The 17,911-nt window shown below is 64.0% G+C and carries 33 protein-coding genes and 1 tRNA gene; 22 read left to right on the forward strand and 12 right to left on the reverse strand.

Features of this window, described 5'->3' with window-relative positions; genetic code table 11:
- Positions 1–101 precede the first annotated feature (101 nt).
- Positions 102–230 (reverse strand): hypothetical protein, encoded by a 129-nt coding sequence (locus ABD104_RS02505; protein ID WP_343927065.1) that lies wholly within the window; start codon positions 228–230, stop codon positions 102–104.
- 217 nt (positions 231–447) lie between these two features.
- On the opposite strand from ABD104_RS02505, the gene ABD104_RS02510 reads away from it, so the two are divergent.
- From ABD104_RS02510 to ABD104_RS02525, 4 genes are all read left to right on the forward strand, one after another.
- Positions 448–831: a hypothetical protein gene (locus ABD104_RS02510; RefSeq protein WP_343927066.1), complete on the forward strand. Its 384-nt coding sequence runs from the start codon at positions 448–450 to the stop codon at positions 829–831.
- Positions 832–1,445: 614 nt separating this feature from the next.
- A complete protein-coding gene (locus ABD104_RS02515) occupies positions 1,446–1,889 on the forward strand; it encodes a hypothetical protein (protein ID WP_343927067.1) in 444 nt (147 codons plus the stop codon).
- A 176-nt stretch (positions 1,890–2,065) separates the two neighbouring features.
- Positions 2,066–2,452, forward strand: coding sequence for a hypothetical protein (locus ABD104_RS02520; RefSeq protein WP_343927068.1), 387 nt, complete (start codon positions 2,066–2,068; stop codon positions 2,450–2,452).
- Between the two features lie 37 nt (positions 2,453–2,489).
- Entirely contained in the window at positions 2,490–2,930 is a 441-nt protein-coding gene (locus ABD104_RS02525) for a pentapeptide repeat-containing protein (RefSeq protein ID WP_343927069.1), read from the forward strand.
- A gap of 664 nt (positions 2,931–3,594) precedes the next feature.
- Here ABD104_RS02525 and ABD104_RS02530 read toward each other — a convergent pair.
- The 7 genes from ABD104_RS02530 to ABD104_RS02560 are packed head-to-tail and all read right to left on the reverse strand — an operon-like array spanning position 3,595 to position 7,767.
- Positions 3,595–4,440 (reverse strand): primase/helicase family protein, encoded by an 846-nt coding sequence (locus ABD104_RS02530; protein WP_343927070.1) that lies wholly within the window; start codon positions 4,438–4,440, stop codon positions 3,595–3,597.
- Complete coding sequence (locus ABD104_RS02535) at positions 4,437–5,969, reverse strand: DEAD/DEAH box helicase (protein ID WP_343927071.1); 1,533 nt, start codon at positions 5,967–5,969, stop codon at positions 4,437–4,439. The genes ABD104_RS02530 and ABD104_RS02535 overlap by 4 nt, the downstream gene beginning before the upstream one ends.
- On the reverse strand, positions 5,962–6,885 hold the full coding sequence (locus tag ABD104_RS02540; RefSeq protein ID WP_343927072.1) for a ParB N-terminal domain-containing protein: 924 nt from the start codon (positions 6,883–6,885) through the stop codon (positions 5,962–5,964). Before ABD104_RS02540 ends, ABD104_RS02535 begins: the two co-directional genes overlap by 8 nt.
- Positions 6,876–7,064 carry a hypothetical protein gene (locus ABD104_RS02545; RefSeq protein ID WP_343927073.1) on the reverse strand — a complete coding sequence of 63 codons (189 nt, stop codon included), beginning with the start codon at positions 7,062–7,064 and terminating at the stop codon, positions 6,876–6,878. The genes ABD104_RS02540 and ABD104_RS02545 overlap by 10 nt, the downstream gene beginning before the upstream one ends.
- Positions 7,064–7,249: a hypothetical protein gene (locus ABD104_RS02550; protein ID WP_343927074.1), complete on the reverse strand. Its 186-nt coding sequence runs from the start codon at positions 7,247–7,249 to the stop codon at positions 7,064–7,066. Before ABD104_RS02550 ends, ABD104_RS02545 begins: the two co-directional genes overlap by 1 nt.
- Positions 7,242–7,577 carry a hypothetical protein gene (locus ABD104_RS02555; protein ID WP_343927075.1) on the reverse strand — a complete coding sequence of 112 codons (336 nt, stop codon included), beginning with the start codon at positions 7,575–7,577 and terminating at the stop codon, positions 7,242–7,244. The genes ABD104_RS02550 and ABD104_RS02555 overlap by 8 nt, the downstream gene beginning before the upstream one ends.
- Positions 7,570–7,767, reverse strand: coding sequence for a hypothetical protein (locus tag ABD104_RS02560; RefSeq protein WP_343927076.1), 198 nt, complete (start codon positions 7,765–7,767; stop codon positions 7,570–7,572). The genes ABD104_RS02555 and ABD104_RS02560 overlap by 8 nt, the downstream gene beginning before the upstream one ends.
- A gap of 96 nt (positions 7,768–7,863) precedes the next feature.
- Here ABD104_RS02560 and ABD104_RS02565 point away from each other — a divergent pair, with 96 nt between their 5' ends.
- From ABD104_RS02565 to ABD104_RS02630, 15 genes are all read left to right on the forward strand, one after another.
- Entirely contained in the window at positions 7,864–8,805 is a 942-nt protein-coding gene (locus ABD104_RS02565) for a S24 family peptidase (RefSeq protein WP_343927077.1), read from the forward strand.
- Positions 8,806–8,968: 163 nt separating this feature from the next.
- Positions 8,969–9,487, forward strand: a complete 519-nt coding sequence (locus tag ABD104_RS02570) for a hypothetical protein (protein WP_343927078.1) — start codon at positions 8,969–8,971, stop codon at positions 9,485–9,487.
- Complete coding sequence (locus ABD104_RS02575; RefSeq protein WP_343927079.1) at positions 9,484–9,795, forward strand: hypothetical protein; 312 nt, start codon at positions 9,484–9,486, stop codon at positions 9,793–9,795. The genes ABD104_RS02570 and ABD104_RS02575 overlap by 4 nt, the downstream gene beginning before the upstream one ends.
- Complete coding sequence (locus tag ABD104_RS02580) at positions 9,792–10,124, forward strand: hypothetical protein (RefSeq protein ID WP_343927080.1); 333 nt, start codon at positions 9,792–9,794, stop codon at positions 10,122–10,124. The genes ABD104_RS02575 and ABD104_RS02580 overlap by 4 nt, the downstream gene beginning before the upstream one ends.
- Positions 10,121–10,501 carry a hypothetical protein gene (locus ABD104_RS02585; protein WP_343927081.1) on the forward strand — a complete coding sequence of 127 codons (381 nt, stop codon included), beginning with the start codon at positions 10,121–10,123 and terminating at the stop codon, positions 10,499–10,501. Before ABD104_RS02580 ends, ABD104_RS02585 begins: the two co-directional genes overlap by 4 nt.
- Positions 10,491–10,727, forward strand: a complete 237-nt coding sequence (locus ABD104_RS02590; protein ID WP_343927082.1) for a hypothetical protein — start codon at positions 10,491–10,493, stop codon at positions 10,725–10,727. Before ABD104_RS02585 ends, ABD104_RS02590 begins: the two co-directional genes overlap by 11 nt.
- Positions 10,724–10,990, forward strand: a complete 267-nt coding sequence (locus ABD104_RS02595; protein ID WP_343927083.1) for a hypothetical protein — start codon at positions 10,724–10,726, stop codon at positions 10,988–10,990. The genes ABD104_RS02590 and ABD104_RS02595 overlap by 4 nt, the downstream gene beginning before the upstream one ends.
- Positions 10,983–11,318, forward strand: coding sequence for a hypothetical protein (locus ABD104_RS02600; RefSeq protein WP_343927084.1), 336 nt, complete (start codon positions 10,983–10,985; stop codon positions 11,316–11,318). The genes ABD104_RS02595 and ABD104_RS02600 overlap by 8 nt, the downstream gene beginning before the upstream one ends.
- Positions 11,318–11,527: a hypothetical protein gene (locus ABD104_RS02605; RefSeq protein WP_343927085.1), complete on the forward strand. Its 210-nt coding sequence runs from the start codon at positions 11,318–11,320 to the stop codon at positions 11,525–11,527. The genes ABD104_RS02600 and ABD104_RS02605 overlap by 1 nt, the downstream gene beginning before the upstream one ends.
- A complete protein-coding gene (locus tag ABD104_RS02610; protein ID WP_343927086.1) occupies positions 11,524–12,348 on the forward strand; it encodes a hypothetical protein in 825 nt (274 codons plus the stop codon). Before ABD104_RS02605 ends, ABD104_RS02610 begins: the two co-directional genes overlap by 4 nt.
- A gap of 1 nt (position 12,349) precedes the next feature.
- Positions 12,350–12,658, forward strand: a complete 309-nt coding sequence (locus ABD104_RS02615) for a hypothetical protein (protein ID WP_343927087.1) — start codon at positions 12,350–12,352, stop codon at positions 12,656–12,658.
- Complete coding sequence (locus tag ABD104_RS02620; protein ID WP_343927088.1) at positions 12,651–13,178, forward strand: DUF551 domain-containing protein; 528 nt, start codon at positions 12,651–12,653, stop codon at positions 13,176–13,178. Before ABD104_RS02615 ends, ABD104_RS02620 begins: the two co-directional genes overlap by 8 nt.
- On the forward strand, positions 13,175–13,396 hold the full coding sequence (locus ABD104_RS02625) for a hypothetical protein (protein WP_343927089.1): 222 nt from the start codon (positions 13,175–13,177) through the stop codon (positions 13,394–13,396). Before ABD104_RS02620 ends, ABD104_RS02625 begins: the two co-directional genes overlap by 4 nt.
- A gap of 315 nt (positions 13,397–13,711) precedes the next feature.
- The gene (locus ABD104_RS30290; RefSeq protein ID WP_425543305.1) at positions 13,712–13,939 is read left to right on the forward strand and encodes a DUF4224 domain-containing protein; all 228 of its coding nucleotides are present in this window, start codon (positions 13,712–13,714) and stop codon (positions 13,937–13,939) included.
- Positions 13,936–14,994, forward strand: a complete 1,059-nt coding sequence (locus ABD104_RS02630) for a tyrosine-type recombinase/integrase (protein WP_343927090.1) — start codon at positions 13,936–13,938, stop codon at positions 14,992–14,994. The genes ABD104_RS30290 and ABD104_RS02630 overlap by 4 nt, the downstream gene beginning before the upstream one ends.
- Before the next feature lie 71 nt (positions 14,995–15,065).
- On the opposite strand, the gene ABD104_RS02635 is transcribed toward ABD104_RS02630, so the two are convergent.
- Both ABD104_RS02635 and ABD104_RS02640 read right to left on the reverse strand, forming a co-directional pair.
- Positions 15,066–15,141: transfer RNA gene (locus ABD104_RS02635), tRNA-His, on the reverse strand.
- 88 nt (positions 15,142–15,229) lie between these two features.
- Positions 15,230–15,517, reverse strand: coding sequence for a hypothetical protein (locus ABD104_RS02640; protein WP_087839681.1), 288 nt, complete (start codon positions 15,515–15,517; stop codon positions 15,230–15,232).
- Between the two features lie 156 nt (positions 15,518–15,673).
- Between ABD104_RS02640 and ABD104_RS02645 the strand changes: the two genes are divergently transcribed.
- Entirely contained in the window at positions 15,674–16,105 is a 432-nt protein-coding gene (locus ABD104_RS02645) for a CBS domain-containing protein (protein ID WP_165963080.1), read from the forward strand.
- A gap of 43 nt (positions 16,106–16,148) precedes the next feature.
- On the opposite strand, the gene ABD104_RS30295 is transcribed toward ABD104_RS02645, so the two are convergent.
- The gene (locus ABD104_RS30295) at positions 16,149–16,565 is read right to left on the reverse strand and encodes a KGG domain-containing protein (RefSeq protein ID WP_420495853.1); all 417 of its coding nucleotides are present in this window, start codon (positions 16,563–16,565) and stop codon (positions 16,149–16,151) included.
- 80 nt (positions 16,566–16,645) lie between these two features.
- Here ABD104_RS30295 and ABD104_RS02655 point away from each other — a divergent pair, with 80 nt between their 5' ends.
- On the forward strand, positions 16,646–17,137 hold the full coding sequence (locus ABD104_RS02655; protein ID WP_087839678.1) for a CinA family protein: 492 nt from the start codon (positions 16,646–16,648) through the stop codon (positions 17,135–17,137).
- A 25-nt stretch (positions 17,138–17,162) separates the two neighbouring features.
- On the opposite strand, the gene ABD104_RS02660 is transcribed toward ABD104_RS02655, so the two are convergent.
- Positions 17,163–17,399 carry a hypothetical protein gene (locus tag ABD104_RS02660; RefSeq protein WP_087839677.1) on the reverse strand — a complete coding sequence of 79 codons (237 nt, stop codon included), beginning with the start codon at positions 17,397–17,399 and terminating at the stop codon, positions 17,163–17,165.
- A 197-nt stretch (positions 17,400–17,596) separates the two neighbouring features.
- On the opposite strand from ABD104_RS02660, the gene ABD104_RS02665 reads away from it, so the two are divergent.
- Positions 17,597–17,911 carry a hypothetical protein gene (locus ABD104_RS02665; RefSeq protein WP_132979339.1) on the forward strand — a complete coding sequence of 105 codons (315 nt, stop codon included), beginning with the start codon at positions 17,597–17,599 and terminating at the stop codon, positions 17,909–17,911.

Genomic DNA, 17,911 nt, shown 5'->3' on the forward strand with positions numbered 1-17,911 from the left:
TACCGGGCAGCGTCCCCACGCGCACCATGTCAACCAGGGTGTCGCGCAGTACGCCGGGGTGCTCATCGCCAAACAGGCGTTCGATGGCAGCGATGTCGAGGTCACGCATGGCTCGCCTCCTTGGCGGGGGTGGGGGTGGGGGACTGGCGCTTGGACGGATCCTCGGCGAACTCCTCAATCATCTCAGCAACCGTCAAACGCGCGTCGGCGGATGCGAGGCGTCGAATCATGTCGATGCTCGCGGCCTTTCGCTTCCAACGAGTGGCGAGTTGCCAAAGGTAGGCAGTGGACGTGCCCACCTGCGCAGCCAATGTTTCGCGCTCGTGGGTTGTCAGTGATGGGTATAGGTCAGATAGGCGCATGCGCGGATATTAGCTCGTCACTATGCATTGGGTCAATAGCGATGAGCTACACCATGCGCCGAGCGCTCAGCTATCTAATGTCCGCATGAAGACCATCGAGGAAATCCGCCTAGAGCGGTTGCGCGACCTAGTATCCGAAGCCGGATCGGTAGCCAATCTGAACCGGATCGCCAAACGGAACGAGCGGGACGCCACCATTAGTCAGATACTCAACCGATGGGAGGGAAAGACCGGCAAACCGAAGGAACTAGGCTCAGCTATGGCGCGAGCGCTAGAAGAGGCGATGGGGAAGGAGGTTGGATGGATGGACAACGATCCCGCAACGGGGGGTGCTGCCTGGCCATTTCCAGACATCGATCCGGCACGTTTTTCAGCATTGCCTGAGCGATTGCGAGGTAGGGCCGAAGAACGAGTGCTCGAAATAATTAAGGAATGGGAAGCCTCGATCAAAAGCGGCGCCGCCGCCTGATCCAGGCCCAATGCGGGCGCTCTGTACCAAGGGGAACGTGACCAAGATAGGCCGTTCCCCTTAAAAAAGTTGGTGAGGTAACGAAATGCGTTGGATGTTTCTGATTGCTGCGTTGACTGCCACCACGTCAGGCGCGGCATGGGCTCGCGTCTCTTCCTGGGCTTGAACCGTTGCCCGGATTCTGAGATTTTGCTAAGGGGATTCATGGCCACTCAACAAATCGCACAGCGGGAAGAAGCGCACAGCGTTCCGCTAGATTCGGTCGACGCTCCACAACTTTTTTTCCGGCAAGAGGTTTACCCGTTGACCCACGTTGAATATATCCATCTTTGCAGTGAGAGATCTACTGCTATATTTTGGTCAGCGAACCTTTTCATCGCCGGGGTCGGGAGCGCCCTTGCATTTCTAGCGAAATGCGCAATTTCGATATGGAACAGAGATCTTCTCCGAATTTTGCCCGAAGACTGGCTGCCCGTCGCCCTCCTCATGGCGGCTTCATTCGTTCTCTATTTGGTCGCACGGTTATTCCCGACAGAGGGTGCGCGTATTCGCAAGCAGATACGGCAGCACTTTGCCGAAAAACCTGGGAAATTGTCCGTCGGTGGGAGTGGGGAATGACAGCCGACAAGAGCACAAACATCCCGGTTTATCAGCCATACCGGGCTGTAAGGCTACTATCGAACACAGCTATCGAAACTCCAGAGTTGTTTCTCTTTAGCGGCCAACCAATTCTTCGCATAGGGCGTGGCAACCGCCCCATCGTGTGGCTATGGGCAAACCGAGGAGGACGCCAGGTAATTCCGATTGTTGAGGGGAATAAGCCTGTGTACCCTGGCATTGAAGTGCAGGAAGAGGGTGACGCCGTAACGTTATCGATCTTGAAAAACCGTGTCTTGATTGTCCGACAAACCGCACCTGACGATGTGTCTGTCGAATTCATAGATTTGCGGCCAGCTGGTTTTACCATTTATGGAAGCGGTGATGCTTTGATCGCTGGCAACACTCAAATGGTTGGAAACATCACAGCCCACTGCGGTTCGTTCTTGGCCTTCGATTAAGCCGGAACGTGTGATTCCGGCCTCAACCCCGCCTAGGCGGGGTTTTTTGTGCCCAGCCCTCCCGCGTGGAGGGCTTTTTTGCGTTTCAAAATATTAGCTCAAAGCTATTGACTAAAGATTAGCTCATCGCTAATATTCACCCCATCAACCGCCCACCAGGGCAAGGAGGATGGGAAATGAACAAGACACTCGCTCTTACGCTGCCGCAGGCCCAGGCCGTCTATAGCGCCATGTGTGCGCTGAACAATCTCGGAAAGTCCACGGTCAGCGTCATCATCCCCAAGGCGCCGGGACAAAACGATGAGCCGCGCGTCACCTGGAGCTTCTCAGGCGTGGCGGTTCGCCTGAGCCGCACGTTCCACGTCGAGGACTACGCCGATCAATCCGCCTTCGCCGCCGCCTACGGCCTGGATAGCGGCGCCGATCCCGAGCTGCTGGAGGCGCTGCAAGCCGAACAGGAATGGCGTGATCGCGAGCGAGACGGCGCGCTCGATCCCGAGTGGGATTACGAAAGCATGGTGGGCGCGAAGCGCCGTGCCGCCATCGCTCGCGCCACCGCCTAACTCCACCCCAACCGCCCCGTTGGGGCACGGAGCCATCATGTCCAACACCATCACCCACGAAATCAAACACCGCTACACCGGCGCCGTGCTCTACGCCGCCGAGATCCCCGCTGACACGCCGGAGCACCTGAAGACGCGGGCGGCGCTGCAAGCGGCGACCGCGGCCCGCGCGTACCTGGCCGGCGCGTACCTGGCCGGCGCGAACCTGGCCGGCGCGGACCTGGCCGGCGCGGACCTGGCCGGCGCGTACCTGGCCGGCGCGAACCTGGCCGGCGCGGACCTGGCCCGCGCGTACCTGGCCGGCGCGGACCTGGCCGACGCGGACCTGGCCGACGCGGACCTGGCCGGCGCGAACCTGGCCGGCGCGGACCTGGCCGGCGCGTACCTGGCCGGCGCGTACCTGGCCGACGCGGACCTGGCCGGCGCGCCACGCGACGCGGACGGGCGGGCCGGTACCTGCGTTGCGCGAGGGACCTGAGGGATCGCTCGGGGAACGACAATGGGCCGGGCCGGCACAATGACTGTGACAGCGGCCGCGCGGTGAGGCACGGCATGCAGAGAGAGTGCCAGGGCGGCGATCAGCAGCGATTTACGCATGTACGGTCCTTTCGGGTTGAGCGCGATCGGTGGGCCGACGCAGTTGGGTTTCTGCCTGTCGAATAGCGCACTCGCACCAGTCGGCATCCAGCAGGTGGGCATGGGCGATGTGGGCGCAGTCGGCCAGGTCGAACACCTTGCCCCGCACCAGCGGGCGGAGCCGCGCCTTGATGGCCTCAGGCAGCAACGCCGGCGATCGCCACGGGCTGTATGGCGCACCCGAGTCAGGATGCACGGACGGGCATTCGAGCATGCGGGGTGTACAGTTCTTAACCAGCATCCTTACCTCTGTTCTTCTGTCTCTTCATCGTTGAACCGCTACTGCTTCGTCTACCAGGAGCGATGAGCGGACCCCGCCCATCCTGGCGGGGCCTTCATATGCATGCACCAGTCGCGCGTCGCATAACCCGTCAGCCTTTTCGATCTCGGGGTGCTAACTTCGCCGCCCCTCCCGGTGTTTCAGATCTATCCCCCAGTCCCGGTTCTTCCCGCGCCGCTGGCGTTAAACGATGTCCGTCCAGCGCGGTGCAGTAGGTCGGGAGGCCTTAAGGCACGGTCGCCCCCTGCGGACGCGCCAGATCGCGCAGCAAGGCCGCCAATGCGGGTATTCCTGCATCCAGGTGCATGTCATTGGCGTCGTGGCCTACTGTGGGCGGCATGACCCACGGCAAGCCCGTGGACTCGGCGGCCCGGGCGCCGGTGCCGCTGGCGTCGTTGTCGGCCACCACGAACCGCCGGCCCGGCAGCAAGCCGGCCACATGGGCCAGGTTCCCCGCAGAAAAGCAGATCGCTACCCGCGCCGGGCGATGCAGGTAGCGCAGCGCACTACGCACGCTCAACGCGGTTGCGTAGCCCTCGCACAGCCACGTTTCGCCGACCGTCGCTCCCAGCACCAGGACCCCGCCCTTAGCGGCGCCACCAGGCAAGAATTTCTTCCCCCCAACAGCGTCGATCCACTGCAAACTTTGGACGCGCTGGTAGTTGCCTACGTCACGCATGGGCACCACCAGACGCCCGTCGTAATCGATCAAGCCTTCCTCGTTCGGAAAGCCCTTGCGTTCAAGATATGGATGCCGATCCGCACGACACGCCCGCACAATTTCCTGCGCCTTCGCGGCAGCAGCCGCGCGCCGGCGAGCTTCCTGGCGCTGTTGCTCCGCCATATCACGGCGGGCGGCTGCACGGGTTACCTCGGTAGCCCCCTCGGCGAACCACAGCACCGGCGCTTCATGCTGCGCCCAGTCCTGTACCCATCCCCAGTCGCGGGTGTACCGATACGCGCCATTGCGGGAGCGTGGATGCGTTTCTGTCGGGCAGCGGTTGACCCGGCCATTGTTGAGCGGCTGAGTCAGCACCAGGCCATGCAGCGCGGCGAATTGAACGAACGTCATGCGGCCGCCTTCGCTTGGCCCTTGGCCCATTTCAGGATGTTGTGCTTCACCCTGCGCGCCAGTTGCTCGGTCGGGTCTATTGCTAGGTCCGGGGAATACCTCGTAAGCGAAAATTCGCCGTACAGGGAGTGATACTGACGTTGTGCCCACCGGCGGGCGGCGTCGAAATCATCGCCCTTGCGGTTCACAGCCATACCGCACAGCTGGCGCCAGACGTGCGCGCGATCTTGCAGGAAAGGGGGCACCTTGGAGGCGGCCTGGCCGTCGTGGCCTACTGCCTCCATGACACCCGCGACGTTTTCCACCAAAGCGCGGTTGACGCGCTCCTTGCCGCAGGACGGGCACACCGCCATGACCCGGTCGAACACTTGGCCGCAGGAACACTTCCAACGCTCCAGCTCACGCGGTGTCGGCTCGGCCCTCGCCTTGCTGTCCAGGTTGCCGTCCGCCAGCCTGGATAGGCCGTTGGTGAACAGTTCCTCGACATCGCTGCGAAAGCGCATGAGGTTCCCCGAGTGATCCAGCCACAGCCCGAAGTCCTTCCCCGGCGAGGGTCGCATGACCCGGCCCATTTGCTGGACGTGGCTGGACAGGCTCTTGCGATACGGCCGCGCGGCGATGCCGCACAGCACGTCCGGAACGTCGAACCCTTTCGTAAACACCTCGCACGAGACCAGCCCGATAATCTCGCTGTCCGGCTTGCGGAACTCCTCGATCAGGGCGCGCCGCTGATCGTCGTCCGCGTCCCGGTAAGACACCTGCTGGAAATTGAAGCCGGCGGCCTGGAACTGGGCGCACAACTCGCGGCCGTGGGCCACCGTCGCAGAAAAGACAATCGTCTTGACCGGGCCGCCGAAGTGCTTCTGCGTTTTCACCTGCCATTCGGTCACGATGTCGCCGACAATCTTCAGACCACGGTCCTCGGCTTCCTTGTCGGACCACTCGCCGGCAACCGTCTTGGCTCCAGTCATGTCGATGGCCTTGGCCGCGTACATTCTCAGCGGCACCAGATAGCCTTCGGCCATCAGCTCATTCGTGGTGCAGACGCTGACCAGGTTTGAGTACAGGCCGGCCAGCCCCTTCGCAAACGGCGTGGCGGAAAGACCGATGACCGTCAGGCCCTGCCGCGCCTTGATCAACGCCGTAGTGGCTTGCCGCATTGCGTGGCACTCGTCCACGATAAGCAGGTCCAGGTCAGGAAAGAATCCGCGCTTCTCGATGGTCTGCGCGGAGCAGACCTGCACGCGCTCATAGAGCCGCCGGCGCCAGTGGCCAGCCTGCACCACACCGTGATCGATACCGTAGTAGTCCAGCGTGGCGCTGGTCTGGTCGACCAGGGCCACACGATCCACCATGAACGCCACGCGACTGGCCTTGCGTGCCGCTTCGCGCATCAGGTGGGCGGCGATGACCGTCTTGCCGGCGCCCGTAGGCGCCATCAGGATCTGCGCGCGATGGCCGGCCCGCAACCCGTCGCGCAAGCCGCCGATGGCCTCGTGCTGATAGGGGCGCAGGTCGATTTCACGCATCGCTTTCCCCGAGGCGTCGGCGCAGGCGGTGAACCTCTCGCACCAAGTTGGCCGCCTTTTCCATCTGGGTGTCACGCGCCAGCGTCAGCGCCTGGATCTGCGATTGCAGTTGCTCGATGCGAGTCAAGGCCGCCGGATCGGCAGCCAAGCGCAATGCCTCGTTCTCGCGCTCCAGTTCGCTGTTGCGCTCGCGCAGTGCGTCGATCTGTTCTTCCAGGTCGCCGATGCGCTCTTGCTGCGGATTGGGTGGCGACGTGGGCGCAGGCGCCGGCTTGATAGAAACTTCGGGAGCGATCGGCGGCGGGGTGTCGACCTTGCGCTCGACAGGGGGCGCGGCCGGTGCCGGTACTTCGGGCTCCCCCTCGGCAGCGCCAGCAGCCGGCGGATCTCGTCGGCCGATGTTGGCGGTGTTCATCACCGCCTGCGCGCCGTGCCGGGTCGTATACGTCCGTGCAGTCGATTCCTCACTATGCATTTGCATAGTGACCTCCTTGCGCACGGCGGCGACCGTGTGGGGACTCACGCGGCAAGCGCGCGCCAGTTGGTTGTCGCTCCAGGCCGCCCACTCGCTATCGGCAAGCAAGGTCCGGACGGCCTTGCGCTTGTCGTCATTGGTCCGGCGCAGGCCGTGGGAGGCATTGGCGCCGACGGAATGCAGGATCGCGTCGCGGCGCGTGCCGCCCCGCACATCGGCCTGAATGCTCAACATGCCGATGCCGCGATGGGCGCGATAGCGATGAAAGCCATCGGCGAGCCAATGGGCAACACCATCGAAGAACACCACGACCGGCGGCAGTTTCTCGCCGTCCGTCAGGGCCGCAGCGTAGTCAGCCACCACGTCCTCATTGATCGCGGTACGCGGCTGCGTGCCGCCGTCGATTCGGATGTCATCGAGCGGCAGGTTGATCAGTTGCACAGCTTCCTCCCGGCGCGCGCCAGGGCTTCCCCAAGCATGATGGCCTGGGCGGGCGGAAGCTCGAGAACGACAAAATACTCCGTGGATCGGTCACCGATCTGGAGGGCGACGCCGGTTTCGGTGGAACCGATCTGGAACGGCAGGGCCTCGCCGTCCTTCGTCATGGGCAGGCTGGGCATTAGCGATCCCTCCGAAACTGACGCGGGTCATAGCGAGGGTCAGGGCGACGATCCCGACGTTTCTCGTGGTCCTGGCGCCGACGAACGCGCATTGCCAGCCCCTCGAGCACCAGGGCCACCAGAAACGCCAGAATGAACAGAAGGGGGAAAGGGATAGAGCCGAAGGTGGCGGCGATATCACGCATCGGCCGCCTCCAATTTGACGGACTGCACATGGCGCCAATCAACGTCCGGACGCAGGTCCTGCAACCGGACGGTTGAGCCCGACTCGCGGTCGATGTTGATGGCCAGAGACTCGCGGCAACGGCGATGCCCGTAGGCAACCAGCCGGAGGTAGCCGAGCGACTTGCCGCACCGGGCGGCAAAGTCCTCTTGCTCGTGGACCGGCATGCTGTTCAGGAAATCGCGAAGCGCAGTCGGGGAGCTTGGTGCGCTCGGGAGCTGTGCCGCAGCCCGAACAACCGCGCCGGCTAGATGGATCTCTTCGCCGGGCAACAGGACGATTTCACGCATGGGTGGCCTCGCCGCATCGTTCTTGATGCATCGCGATCAAGGCGACCCCCTTGGAATACTCCAGGTCGCGCCGCCCTTCGGCGCGCAGCACCTGGCTCACGGTGGCTTGGCAGACGCCGATCCGCTCTGCGATTTCACGCTGTGCGACCCCGGCATCCATCAGGTCGCGAATAATTTTTGACCAGTTCATGCAGCAATTATCAGACAGCTACTTAATTAGGTCAATACTTGACACGATCCTTGTGAATATCCTGCTAATATTTCGCGCCCACCACTGGAGAGCAGCATGTCCTTTGCCGAACGAGTCAAGCAGCGCCGAAAGGCCATGAAAATGTCTCAGCAGCAATTGGCCGAGCGTGCCGGGGTAAGCCAAAGCCTGATAGCCGGGATCGAGCGAGGGGCTTATACCCAGACGAAGATGATGGTGGCTATTGCCGAAGCTCTTGATGTCGACCCGCGTTGGCTGGCGATAGGAGAAGGCGATCCCACGAGTCAAGCAAATGAGTCGGGGGCTGCTGGCGTGCGCCAGCGCAGGCTGGCCAAGTTCTTGAGGGAGGTGCTCAAAGGGGACAGAGAGTCCCTGGCTCGCGTTCTTGGGAGAACACCGGCCGAGATCGACGCATTCCTAGATGGTTCGGCAGAGAAAAACCCGATCACAGCCGAATTGGCCCGCGTGTTCGAAGCGGACTTGCATGTCGATGCCGGATGGCTAGACCGGGACCCACCCTCGGTCGCAAAGCGCCTTGTCGAGGCATCAGGCCAGATTGCCGTCTGGGAGCACCCAGCGGACCTTCCCGAGGACGAAAATCGGGTCTGGGTCGATCGGTACGACCTGATTTGTTCGGCTGGGCATGGCGCGGTTCAGTGGGAAATCCGGCAAAAAAATGCACTGCCCTTTACGCTCGACTTCTTCCGCGCCATTGGTTCCGATCCAAAGGATTGCCGCCTGGCAATGGCACGCGGCGACAGCATGGAACACTTTCTGTTCGATCGCGACATGATCATGATCGACGTGAGCAAGACCAAACCGCGCGATGGAGCCGTCTACGCGGTGTGCTTCGAGGACGAGTTTCTGGTGAAGCAGCTTTTCCGCCAAACCGGCGGCGCGCTGACACTGCACTCATTCAACGACAGGTATCCCGACCGCCTCGTGCAACCGGGGTCCGGCTCGCATTTCGAGATCCTGGGCGAAATCGTCTACCGCTCGGGCTCCGGATTCACACAATAAATTAGAAGCAAACTACTTGACTGCCATCAAGTAGCCACCTGATAATCTCCGTACCGACAGCGAAAAACAAAAGGCCACGCCTTGCTTTCGCTGACGCGGCCTCTGCCGGCCAAGTCGCGGCTGCCACCGCGATAAGGCCTAACTCAGACATACGGAGCCCCACATGTCTAAGCAAAATTCCGCCGTTGAGCGGAAGGACTTCTCTACGCCTACGAATTTAGCACAGGCCCCGCAAGCCGGGAAGATCCCGAACATCGCATCGATACTGGAGAGCGATTTTCTTGCGCCGATGGACTCGGTTGCGGGCTCGCTGATGGATCTGGCCGTCCTGTTCCGGACGATCGATGGGATCGCCTCCCAGGGGCTTGCCGACAAGGAAGAGCGAAGCGCCCTGCTTCGCATCAAACACCTGTGCAACATCGGCAGCTACCTCGGCGACGACTTCGGCAACTGGCTCGACAGCGCGCACGAAACGGCGCGGGATCAGCATTGCCCCGCCATCATCGCCGCGCTCGGGGGTGAAGCATGCGCGCGGTCGTTCGAGCCCGCTCGCGGCGGCCAGGTCGCCACCTCGGATGAAATCGAGGGTCTGCGCGCTCAAGTCGCGCTGCTGAAGGTATCGCTGGCCCAAGTCGAGCGCGAGAACGACGAGCTGCGCGAAGCGGCGGGAGGTGAAGCATGACCACCGCCAAGACTCGCGCCCCGCGCAAGCCCGGCCACGCCGCGGCGCAAGCTTTCTACGCCGGCCTGCAAGATCGCCTCGAGCGGGAAGCCGAGCGCCAGGGCGCCAAGAACGCCGTCCCCAGCAACATCGGGACCCTCTTCCTGGCGCTCCATCCTGACGCGCACCAGGACTTCGTGGAAGCCATCGGCGCCCTGCTGGTGGACATGCTGTACAGCGGCGATCCCTACCCGGGCCGCTGGGACCCCGCTCGCGCGATCAAGGCCCACAAGCGCGCCGTCCACGAACTCGCCGCGGAGGAAGCATGAGCGCCTACATCTACTGCGAGGACGAGGGCGGCCGCGTGTCCTGCAGCGAACTGCCCGAGGCCAGCAAGGGCAATACCGCCCTGATGGTGAATCCGGCCGCTACGGCCGAAGTGATCATCGATGCAGCGCTCGCGCGCGTGCGCCGGCTGGATCACCTTACCGCGCTCTTCGACTTCCTGACGCCCGATGCCTTGAGCAACGTGCCCGATGACGTGTTCGGAGACTACCTTCGCGCGCTGAACCGCACGTCGGTTGAGGCGGCCACCCTGCTGGAAGTTGCGCTGGAGCGGCAGCCTTTCCCGGCGGAGCACAGCGAGGCCACCGAATGAAATCGACCCTCGTGCATCACCTCTACGACTTCCAGCGCCCCGGCAAGCCGATCGTGTGCAGCAGCGAGGTCAGCGGCCCACGGGGCGAAATCGAACGGTCGCCCTTTCTCGCAGGCCTGCTGCCGGCGGCAGGCCGCAAGTTCGCCGGGTCGCACCTGCCAGCCATGCCCGGGGTGCGCGTGAAATTCTCGCGCCTCAAGTCCGGTGACGTGCGCCTTGCCTTCTTGCGCTCGCCGATCTGGAGGAACGGCGAGCCACAGCCGGTGGATGTCGGTCTCGATGACCTGCTCCACGAGGCCATGGCCGCCATGCGGGCCGCTGATGGTCGGCCTGCCGGCTGGCCCTTTCCGACCTGGGGAGGCGCCCATGGCTGCTGATTCGCTGGCCGTCGCCGCTCTTGACTGCATCGATGAGGTCCGCATTCTCGGCAGGGCCGCCAGCGCCATGCTGGCCATGACCTGCGGCGAAGGCGCCGAAGCGTTCTTCGCGCTCAACGACGCGGACCGCGTGGCCTACCTGAACCACATCGATTCCACCATCCATCAAATTCTGGCCGCCGTCGATCGTCTCGACGCCACGCGGCAAAGTGAGGCGCGCAAATGAAAACGGCAGTCATGGCGGCATACCCGCCGCCCACCGATGAAGACCTGACCAGCGTGGCCCGCCTGCTCAAGGAGGCCGAGACGGCGGCCATGGACATCTGGACCTTGTTGCAACTGCTCTATGCCGCAATGCCGGACGACGCAGCCGACCTGGGGTTCTGCCCGCGATACATCGTTGGCATGGCGCAGGACATGGCGGAAAAGTTGACTCACAGCCTCGACCATGCCGAAGGGAACATGCTCCGGAGCTTCTGCAATGTCTGAGCCCCGCGACCTTCTCACGCCCACCGTGCCGCGCGAACAGCACCAGCAGGTGCGTCGCCAGCGCGATACCTACGAACGTCTGTACCAGCAGACGCTGGCCGAGCTTTCCGAGGTCAAGGGGAAACTGCACGTCCTGCGCGAGTCCCGGCCCGATGCCGCGGCCCTGGAAGAGGCACAGCGCCAGCGCGACGAGGCCGCCATCGCCCTCCAGGCCCTGGTCCTGAGCGTCACCGGCACCAGCAGTTCCGCCTTGAAGGCGGCCCGACTGGCGAATGACTGGCTCGAAGGGTCGGGCCTGTTGCCCAAGCGCCCTGGAGGCCTTCCCTGATGCCCCGCCGCCCGAAGAACGCGCCGCGGGCGCCTGAGCCCGAGCTGTCCATCGTGCAGTTGCACCTGGACGCCGTGGACATTCCGCCGCGTCTGACCTTCCTGAACAACATCCGCCAGCTGCCGGCCTTCCAGGGCTCCGCCATGCTGAACAACATCATCGCGGACTACCGACATGCGCTGGCCGCCGCTCGAGGACACGACCTATGAACGCCGCCCCTCACGATAACCAGCAGTTGCGCGAGCTGTTCACCTTGCCACCCATCCAGGCCAGCGCCAGCACGGCGCTGGCCGTGCCCGAAATGCCGCCCCAGGAAACCGTCACCGGCGACCGTGAAGTCGATGCGGTGCTGTGGCTGCAGAAGGTCGTCAAGACCGGGCACCAGGCGCTGATCGACAAGGCGCTGGAAGCTCGCAAGCGAATCAAGACCCCCATGAAGACGCTGGCCGTGCGATACGCGCGTCACGTGGCGGTGAAAACCGGCAGCACGTTCGCGGCCGCCTTTTCAACCTTCAATTTCGGCGAGTTGGAGGACCAAGCCAAGGCGGCGATTCAAAAGGCCGCACGACGGCACGAAGCCCTCTCCAGGTTTGGCGACCAAGAAAACCTATTCAGTGCCACGCCCGCCGAAAAAGCATGCGTCAAGGCGCTGCATGGCCTGAAGCGGAGACGAGAGTTCGGAGACTATCCCAAGACCGAAGCCGCGACCCGGTTTGCAAAGGCCGCCGCGCTCACGCCTACGTCAATTTCGGACTGCCTGCACGTCTTCGCCTACTGGAACAAGCTGTACTGGCTGCGCAATGCATGCGTGGACATGGGCAGCGACAGTCCGCAGCAGGCCTGGGCGCACGACGACTACTGCTTCGGCTTTTTGGCGTCCATACCGCCGCGCGATGCCCGCGAAGCCCTGGCCGCGCTCGAGTATGTGCTTGACGAAGGGCGCGACGATCGGAAGGAAGGCCCCGCGATCCTGCGCAATCTCGTCCTCAGCGGCTGGGATTGTGCCGCGCTACCCACTGCGAGGTTGTGACATGGCGCACTTTGCAATGCCGCCCCACTTGCGCAATGCGTTGCTGTCGGCCCTGGAGAGACGCTTTCCTGGGTGTCGGCCGGGCGCCGACCTCAATCAGCACACCCGTACCGAGATCATCCGATTTCGATCGCGCACGGTGTCGCAGCACCTCGAAATTGAGGCATTCGTGGCTGGGTTCCGCGAAGGTGCAGGTGCGGCAGCAGCCCAAGGGCCGGCGCAGCACGAGAATCGGGACCGGGCAAATTTCTCGGCCGCTCACGCGCGCCGCAGGCTGGCCGGCCTGTTCAAGGACGGCGACCATGAATAGAGCCGGTGCTACCCAAAGACGGCGGCCCCTGCCACGCCAGCGCAAGATTTTCGGCACCAGCTACGACGTTGACGGCGAGGTCATGGCCTACACCGAAACACAGGTGGCCGAGTTCGGCGACGCCTGCTACCAGGACGGGCACCGCGACGCGCTGGCGGCCGTCTCCCGCGCCCTGGCCGCCGCTGGGGTACCGGTAGGCCCCGACAGCTACTCGGCCGCGCAACGCGCCGAGGATGACGCGTGGGCCGAATATCGCGCGAGCCGCGCCCTTTCCCCGCAGGGCGATGCGGGATGGATGCTGATCGAAGAGGACGCCCCTATCGACGTGCCGATGGATACGTCCGTGCTGTTGGCGTGGTGGGACGACTGGTCGGAGGAATGGAAGATCGAGGCCAACTACGCCGGCAGTGAGCGGGGCGGATGGCGCCACGGGCGGGCGACGCACTGGATGCCGCTACCGGCTCCGCCCGCAGCCCGCGGCGCCCGCAGCACCCCTGCAAAGGGAGGTGAGCAGAAATGACGCATAGCGATTATCAGGCCGCCGAGGTCGCATGGTATCGCCAGAACGGCCTGCATCATGACCGAGTAGCGACAGATAGCGAGGGCAAGCCCTATGTCATCGGCGACGACGGGTGGAATCGTCGCCACCCGAAGCGACAGGAATGGGTTGACCTTGCTATGAAGGGCTGGATCATTCGCTCAACGTACAGCACCCCGGCAATCGAGAAGGGGGAGTGATGGCATCTCGTTCGCCTGACTATCGACGCGGCTACATTGCCGGCTACCGAAAGGGGTATGACACAGGACAGCGCAAAGTGGCCGAAGCACTCGTCGATAGCCCCGTGTCCAGCAAGGTTGAACGCCTCGCAGTCGCCGCCGTAGAGGCGCGCGAAAAACTAAAGGCTGTGACGTCCATTCTTAACCGTTGCGTGCCGCACTTGCCGGCCGATCTCTCGGCCGAGGCAGCCCGCGTTATCGGCCCCACCCCTGCAAGCAAGACGGAGGGAGAGGCGCCAGCCCCTCCCGCAGTATGATTTTCTGGAGGATCTGGCCATGCCCGGCGGACTCTATCTAACCCCCGACGAACTCAAGGCCCTGACCGACTACCGCACTCGCGCGGCTGTCATTCGGTGGCTGGAACGCAACAATTGGCCGTACGCGGACGGTGCCCGCGATGGCTGGCCCAGGGTGTTGCGCTCGTACCACGACGCCCGCCTATCGGGTGAGGCGCCCATCAAGCGCGCCTCGACATACGAACCGAACTGGAGCACGGCGGGATGATCGCCAAGCGAAGCAAGAACCTCGCGCTGGGGCTGCTGCCCAGGATGGATGCCCGACCGCGCAAGAGCGGCGGCTGGACGTTTCGGTATTACACCTACGATCGGAAATACATCAACCTGGGCCACGACCGGGCCGAGGCGATACGCAAGGTGTTGGAGATGGAGCGCCGGGCACCCGATACCGGGACGGTGGCCGAGCTGGTGCGCGAATTCCTGGCCAGCGGGCAGTTCAAGAACGAGTTGGGTCAGCGCACGCAGGACGACTATATCGAAGCCAGCAAGCACATCCTGCGGGTGTTCGGTGCCATGCCGGTCGAGGCGGTCAAGCCGCCGCATGTCGCGCGGTATCTGCGGGTCGAACGTGCCGCGGCGCCGGTGCGGGCCAATCGGGAAGTGGCGTTTCTGGCCTCGGCGTTCCAGTTCGGCATCGAGCAGGGCTATGCCGCCGTCAACCCGTGCCGCCAGGTGCGCCGGAACAAGGAGCGGCCGCGCTCGCGCTGCCCGAGCTGGGAGGAGTTGGAGTCATTCTGCGCCACCGCAGCCAAGAAGGGGCCGTCCTCGCACGTGGTAGGGCTGATGGGCAAATTCATCGCGCTCACCGGGCGCCGGCGCGCGGAGTTCCTACGGCTGCCCAAAGCCGATGTGGGCGACGATGGTATCGCCATCGGCTTTGCCAAGGCGAAAGCGGGGGAAGCTAAGCGGCGCGGCCTGATCGGCTGGACGCCGGCCCTGCGTAGGCTATTCGATGAACTAGCGGCCCTGCGGCGCACCCAGCGTGACGGTAAGACGCCAATTCCCGAGTCGATTTTCGTTTTTACAAACCGGGAAGGCCAGCCCTACACGGATTCGGGATTCAAGGCGCTGTGGGCCAAGATCATGGGGGACTGGCTGGCCGAGGATCCGACGCGCGAGCGGTTCACGTTCCATGACCTGCGCGGGTATTACGTGACCAGGATGGTAGAGCGGGAGGAAAACCCGGAGACGCATGCCAATCCGGCCACGACACGGCGGGTTTATGACCGTCGGCGCGTGGTGAAAATCAAGGGCAGCGCGTAGGCCAAGCCACCATTCGGCGATCTTGCCACCATTTCAGGGAAGGGGAGATTGCCGGAAAACGGCGTAGATACTGGGGTGGCTGATGGGACTCGAACCCACGACAACCGGAATCACAATCCGGGACTCTACCAACTGAGCTACAGCCACCACTTGAAACGCTGCGCTGATCGAGCGCCGATCAAGCGAGACCGCTATTCTAGCGAATTTCTGGCGATTACGCGAATCGCCCAGGCCGCTAGCGTTCCAGCCGGACTTCGAAGTAGGCGGAGTCGGTTTCGCCCAAGGCCGAGAAGCCTTCCTGGGCCGCCTTGACGGCCGCGCGCTGCCAGCGCAGCGCCAGCGAGCGTTCCTCTTCCGAGATGTCGTCCGCAGATTCCTCGGCCCAGCTCCAGGCCTTGTAGGCGGCGGCGAGGCCTTCGATGCCGCCCAGTGCCTTTTCCAGCGTGCGGGCGTAGCGGCGTTCGGCCTGGAGCCGGAGTTCCTCGGGCAGTTGGGGGTAGTCTTGCAAGGTGACGGTATACATGGTTCTCGCACACGTTACTGTATGTATGTACAGTATCCGCTGAAAATCGTGGCGAAATCAAGAGGTCCGCGCAGGGGCCGTCGTGGCCGTCATGGGAACGGGGGTTGCTCGCCCAGGGTACGCCGCACCCGCGGCATTTTTTTCAGGAGAGCAACCATGCAGATCGCAGAAATCATGACCCGCGACGTCGCCTTTTTGTCCGCCGATGAACCCATCCAGCGCGCAGCGCAATTGATGGCCGACCTGGACATCGGCTCGGTGCCCGTATGCGACGGCCGCCGCCTGGTGGGCGTCGTGACCGACCGGGACATCGCGGTGCGTTGCATCGCGGCCGGCGCGCCGGTATCGACACGGGTCAGGGAGGCCATGACGCCGCACGTGAGCTGGTGCTATGCGGACGAGGACGCCGAGACGGTCAAGGCCAAGATGCGGGATGAACAGATACGCCGCCTGCCTATCCTGGGATCGAACAACGAACTGGTGGGCGTGGTCTCGCTGGGGGACCTGGCCACGCGGGCGGGAGGGACGGACGATACGCTGGCGGGAATCTCCGAGCCCGCGCGTGCGACGGGGGAGTTGTTTCGCTAGGAACGAGCAGGGGAAGCCCCGGCCGGACGGCCGGGGCGGGGAGTCACGAGCTTCCGGGGCTCGTCTGTACCGCATCCTCCTTTGAAGGGCTTTGTGCCTGGGCCTGCGCTTCCGCCGCGCGGCGCCGCCTGTGAGCGTGGCTCAAGGCTCCCGCGGCTCGGGCTTCTTCCGAATTGAATTCGTGCGCATTGCCAGACTGGTGGGCGGCGCGTCCCCCTTCGGCGGAAATGGCCCGCTGTTTCTGTGGGTCCATGGCGGCAAAGCCTCGAGGGCGCTTGGGGCTCGTAAGCGTAGGCATGAGGTTCTCCAAGATTAGGGAATGGTTCGGCTGACGAGACCGCGAGGTCGCAAGCCTCGTGCCAGCTTGGCGGGGCAGCGCAGGAGGCCCGTGGCGGGCCGGGGCGGGGGAGGCACGGCGCAGGTTCGCAGGATTTACATGTGGCGCTGGAGTTTTATGCATGCGGCCATCGGGGCCGGCGTGACGGGTGCGCCCGGGTACGCCACGTGCTGGAGCGTGGCATCGGAATGCCGGAGAGCCGCATGCGGACCATCGAAGACATCGCGCGCGAGATGCGTGAGCGCAAGCTGCTGCTTGCCACGGCCGAATCCTGCACGGCGGGGCTGATCGCCGCGATGCTGGCCGACGTGGAGGGGGCCGGTGCGCTGCTCGATTGCGCCTTCGTGGTGTATTCGCCCGATGCGAAGCGGCATGCCCTGGGGGTGCCCGAACGTATCCTGCGGACGTACAACCTGACCAGCGAGCACGTGGCGCGGGCCATGGGCAGGGGCGCGCTGGCGCGCAGCCGGGCCAACGTGGCGATCGCCAACACGGGCGTGGCCGATGGCGGGGGCGATGGGGTGGCCGCCGGTACCCAGTGCTACGCGTGGGTGTTCCGGGGAGGGGAAGGGAAGATCGCGGTGTACAGCGAAACGCGCCGTTTTCCGGGGGGGCGCAACGCCGTCCGGGAACGGGCGGCCCGCCACGCGCTGGAGCGCCTGCCCTACTATGCGGACCTCGCGGCGCGCACCTGAGGTGGCGCGGCCGCCGTGGCGCCGGTCAGTGCTGTCCGGTCGTATCGGATCCGGTTTCCTCGGTCTGGCAAAGCGTGGCGATGACGTTCTGCCAGCCTTTCTTGAACGAGGGGTGCGCTTCGTTCAGTGTGGGTTCCACCTGTTGCGCGATGGCCTGCATCACCTGGCGCAACTGCTCGGCGTTCGGATGGGCCGAAATCAGCATGCTTACGACGTTCTGCAAGGCGGTGAGTTGTCCCTTCATGAATTCAGGGTCGGTCACGATGGCTCCTTTTGCGGCATGTTCTGGGGAATTTGCAAGGCTCGGGTCGAGTCCAACCGGCATGTTAACGGTTCCCCGATCCGGGTGTTTCAACAAGGGTTTTCGCCAACCTCGGGATAGGTAGATATCCCAGTATGGTGGCGCTGACATCGAGGCCCGGTTGGTCTACGATGGGCGCACGCTGGAGGGCCGTATTCATGGCAACAATGGTGATTGATCGTAAGAAGCTGGTGTGTTTTGTCGTAGCGGCCACTGACCCGGCCGGCGAACCGCGTTGGTGTGCGCTCAACGAAGACCGCGAGTGGCTGACCAACCTGGGCGCCGAACCCGCGGCCGCGGCCGAAAAGGCCGGCGTCTATTGCTGCAACCCCAGCCCCGAAGTGCGGCGTGCCGCCGCCGAAGCCCTGGGGGTCGACCCCGGCGCCGAGTTCGTCGTCCATCGACTGTTCCAATCGTCGGACAGCGACGAGTGCGCCGAGGTCATCTCCCGCAAGGTGGTGCGACTGCACTGA

It is taken from the genome of Pigmentiphaga daeguensis (genome assembly GCF_039523035.1).
In the GTDB taxonomy this organism is placed as follows: domain Bacteria; phylum Pseudomonadota; class Gammaproteobacteria; order Burkholderiales; family Burkholderiaceae_B; genus Pigmentiphaga; species Pigmentiphaga daeguensis.

Bases quoted from the DNA above. Each gene is read 5' to 3' on its own strand.
- ABD104_RS02605 (WP_343927085.1), top strand. From the start codon at position 11,318: ATGCCCCGCCGCCCGAAGAACGCGCCGCGGGCGCCTGAGCCCGAGCTG.
- ABD104_RS02505 (WP_343927065.1), bottom strand. From the start codon at position 230: ATGATTCGACGCCTCGCATCCGCCGACGCGCGTTTGACGGTTGCTGAG.
- ABD104_RS02560 (WP_343927076.1), bottom strand. From the start codon at position 7,767: ATGAACTGGTCAAAAATTATTCGCGACCTGATGGATGCCGGGGTCGCA.
- ABD104_RS02550 (WP_343927074.1), bottom strand. From the start codon at position 7,249: ATGCGTGATATCGCCGCCACCTTCGGCTCTATCCCTTTCCCCCTTCTG.
- ABD104_RS02600 (WP_343927084.1), top strand. From the start codon at position 10,983: ATGTCTGAGCCCCGCGACCTTCTCACGCCCACCGTGCCGCGCGAACAG.
- ABD104_RS02575 (WP_343927079.1), top strand. From the start codon at position 9,484: ATGACCACCGCCAAGACTCGCGCCCCGCGCAAGCCCGGCCACGCCGCG.
- ABD104_RS02530 (WP_343927070.1), bottom strand. From the start codon at position 4,440: ATGACGTTCGTTCAATTCGCCGCGCTGCATGGCCTGGTGCTGACTCAG.
- ABD104_RS02515 (WP_343927067.1), top strand. From the start codon at position 1,446: ATGACAGCCGACAAGAGCACAAACATCCCGGTTTATCAGCCATACCGG.
- ABD104_RS02535 (WP_343927071.1), bottom strand. From the start codon at position 5,969: ATGCGTGAAATCGACCTGCGCCCCTATCAGCACGAGGCCATCGGCGGC.
- ABD104_RS02545 (WP_343927073.1), bottom strand. From the start codon at position 7,064: ATGCCCAGCCTGCCCATGACGAAGGACGGCGAGGCCCTGCCGTTCCAG.
- ABD104_RS02640 (WP_087839681.1), bottom strand. From the start codon at position 15,517: ATGTATACCGTCACCTTGCAAGACTACCCCCAACTGCCCGAGGAACTC.
- ABD104_RS02630 (WP_343927090.1), top strand. From the start codon at position 13,936: ATGATCGCCAAGCGAAGCAAGAACCTCGCGCTGGGGCTGCTGCCCAGG.
- ABD104_RS02555 (WP_343927075.1), bottom strand. From the start codon at position 7,577: ATGCGTGAAATCGTCCTGTTGCCCGGCGAAGAGATCCATCTAGCCGGC.
- ABD104_RS02655 (WP_087839678.1), top strand. From the start codon at position 16,646: ATGCGGACCATCGAAGACATCGCGCGCGAGATGCGTGAGCGCAAGCTG.
- ABD104_RS02665 (WP_132979339.1), top strand. From the start codon at position 17,597: ATGGCAACAATGGTGATTGATCGTAAGAAGCTGGTGTGTTTTGTCGTA.
- ABD104_RS02510 (WP_343927066.1), top strand. From the start codon at position 448: ATGAAGACCATCGAGGAAATCCGCCTAGAGCGGTTGCGCGACCTAGTA.
- ABD104_RS02595 (WP_343927083.1), top strand. From the start codon at position 10,724: ATGAAAACGGCAGTCATGGCGGCATACCCGCCGCCCACCGATGAAGAC.
- ABD104_RS02565 (WP_343927077.1), top strand. From the start codon at position 7,864: ATGTCCTTTGCCGAACGAGTCAAGCAGCGCCGAAAGGCCATGAAAATG.
- ABD104_RS02520 (WP_343927068.1), top strand. From the start codon at position 2,066: ATGAACAAGACACTCGCTCTTACGCTGCCGCAGGCCCAGGCCGTCTAT.
- ABD104_RS02610 (WP_343927086.1), top strand. From the start codon at position 11,524: ATGAACGCCGCCCCTCACGATAACCAGCAGTTGCGCGAGCTGTTCACC.
- ABD104_RS30290 (WP_425543305.1), top strand. From the start codon at position 13,712: ATGCCCGGCGGACTCTATCTAACCCCCGACGAACTCAAGGCCCTGACC.
- ABD104_RS02645 (WP_165963080.1), top strand. From the start codon at position 15,674: ATGCAGATCGCAGAAATCATGACCCGCGACGTCGCCTTTTTGTCCGCC.
- ABD104_RS02585 (WP_343927081.1), top strand. From the start codon at position 10,121: ATGAAATCGACCCTCGTGCATCACCTCTACGACTTCCAGCGCCCCGGC.
- ABD104_RS02570 (WP_343927078.1), top strand. From the start codon at position 8,969: ATGTCTAAGCAAAATTCCGCCGTTGAGCGGAAGGACTTCTCTACGCCT.
- ABD104_RS02620 (WP_343927088.1), top strand. From the start codon at position 12,651: ATGAATAGAGCCGGTGCTACCCAAAGACGGCGGCCCCTGCCACGCCAG.
- ABD104_RS02525 (WP_343927069.1), top strand. From the start codon at position 2,490: ATGTCCAACACCATCACCCACGAAATCAAACACCGCTACACCGGCGCC.
- ABD104_RS02580 (WP_343927080.1), top strand. From the start codon at position 9,792: ATGAGCGCCTACATCTACTGCGAGGACGAGGGCGGCCGCGTGTCCTGC.
- ABD104_RS02590 (WP_343927082.1), top strand. From the start codon at position 10,491: ATGGCTGCTGATTCGCTGGCCGTCGCCGCTCTTGACTGCATCGATGAG.
- ABD104_RS02625 (WP_343927089.1), top strand. From the start codon at position 13,175: ATGACGCATAGCGATTATCAGGCCGCCGAGGTCGCATGGTATCGCCAG.
- ABD104_RS02615 (WP_343927087.1), top strand. From the start codon at position 12,350: ATGGCGCACTTTGCAATGCCGCCCCACTTGCGCAATGCGTTGCTGTCG.
- ABD104_RS30295 (WP_420495853.1), bottom strand. From the start codon at position 16,565: ATGCATAAAACTCCAGCGCCACATGTAAATCCTGCGAACCTGCGCCGT.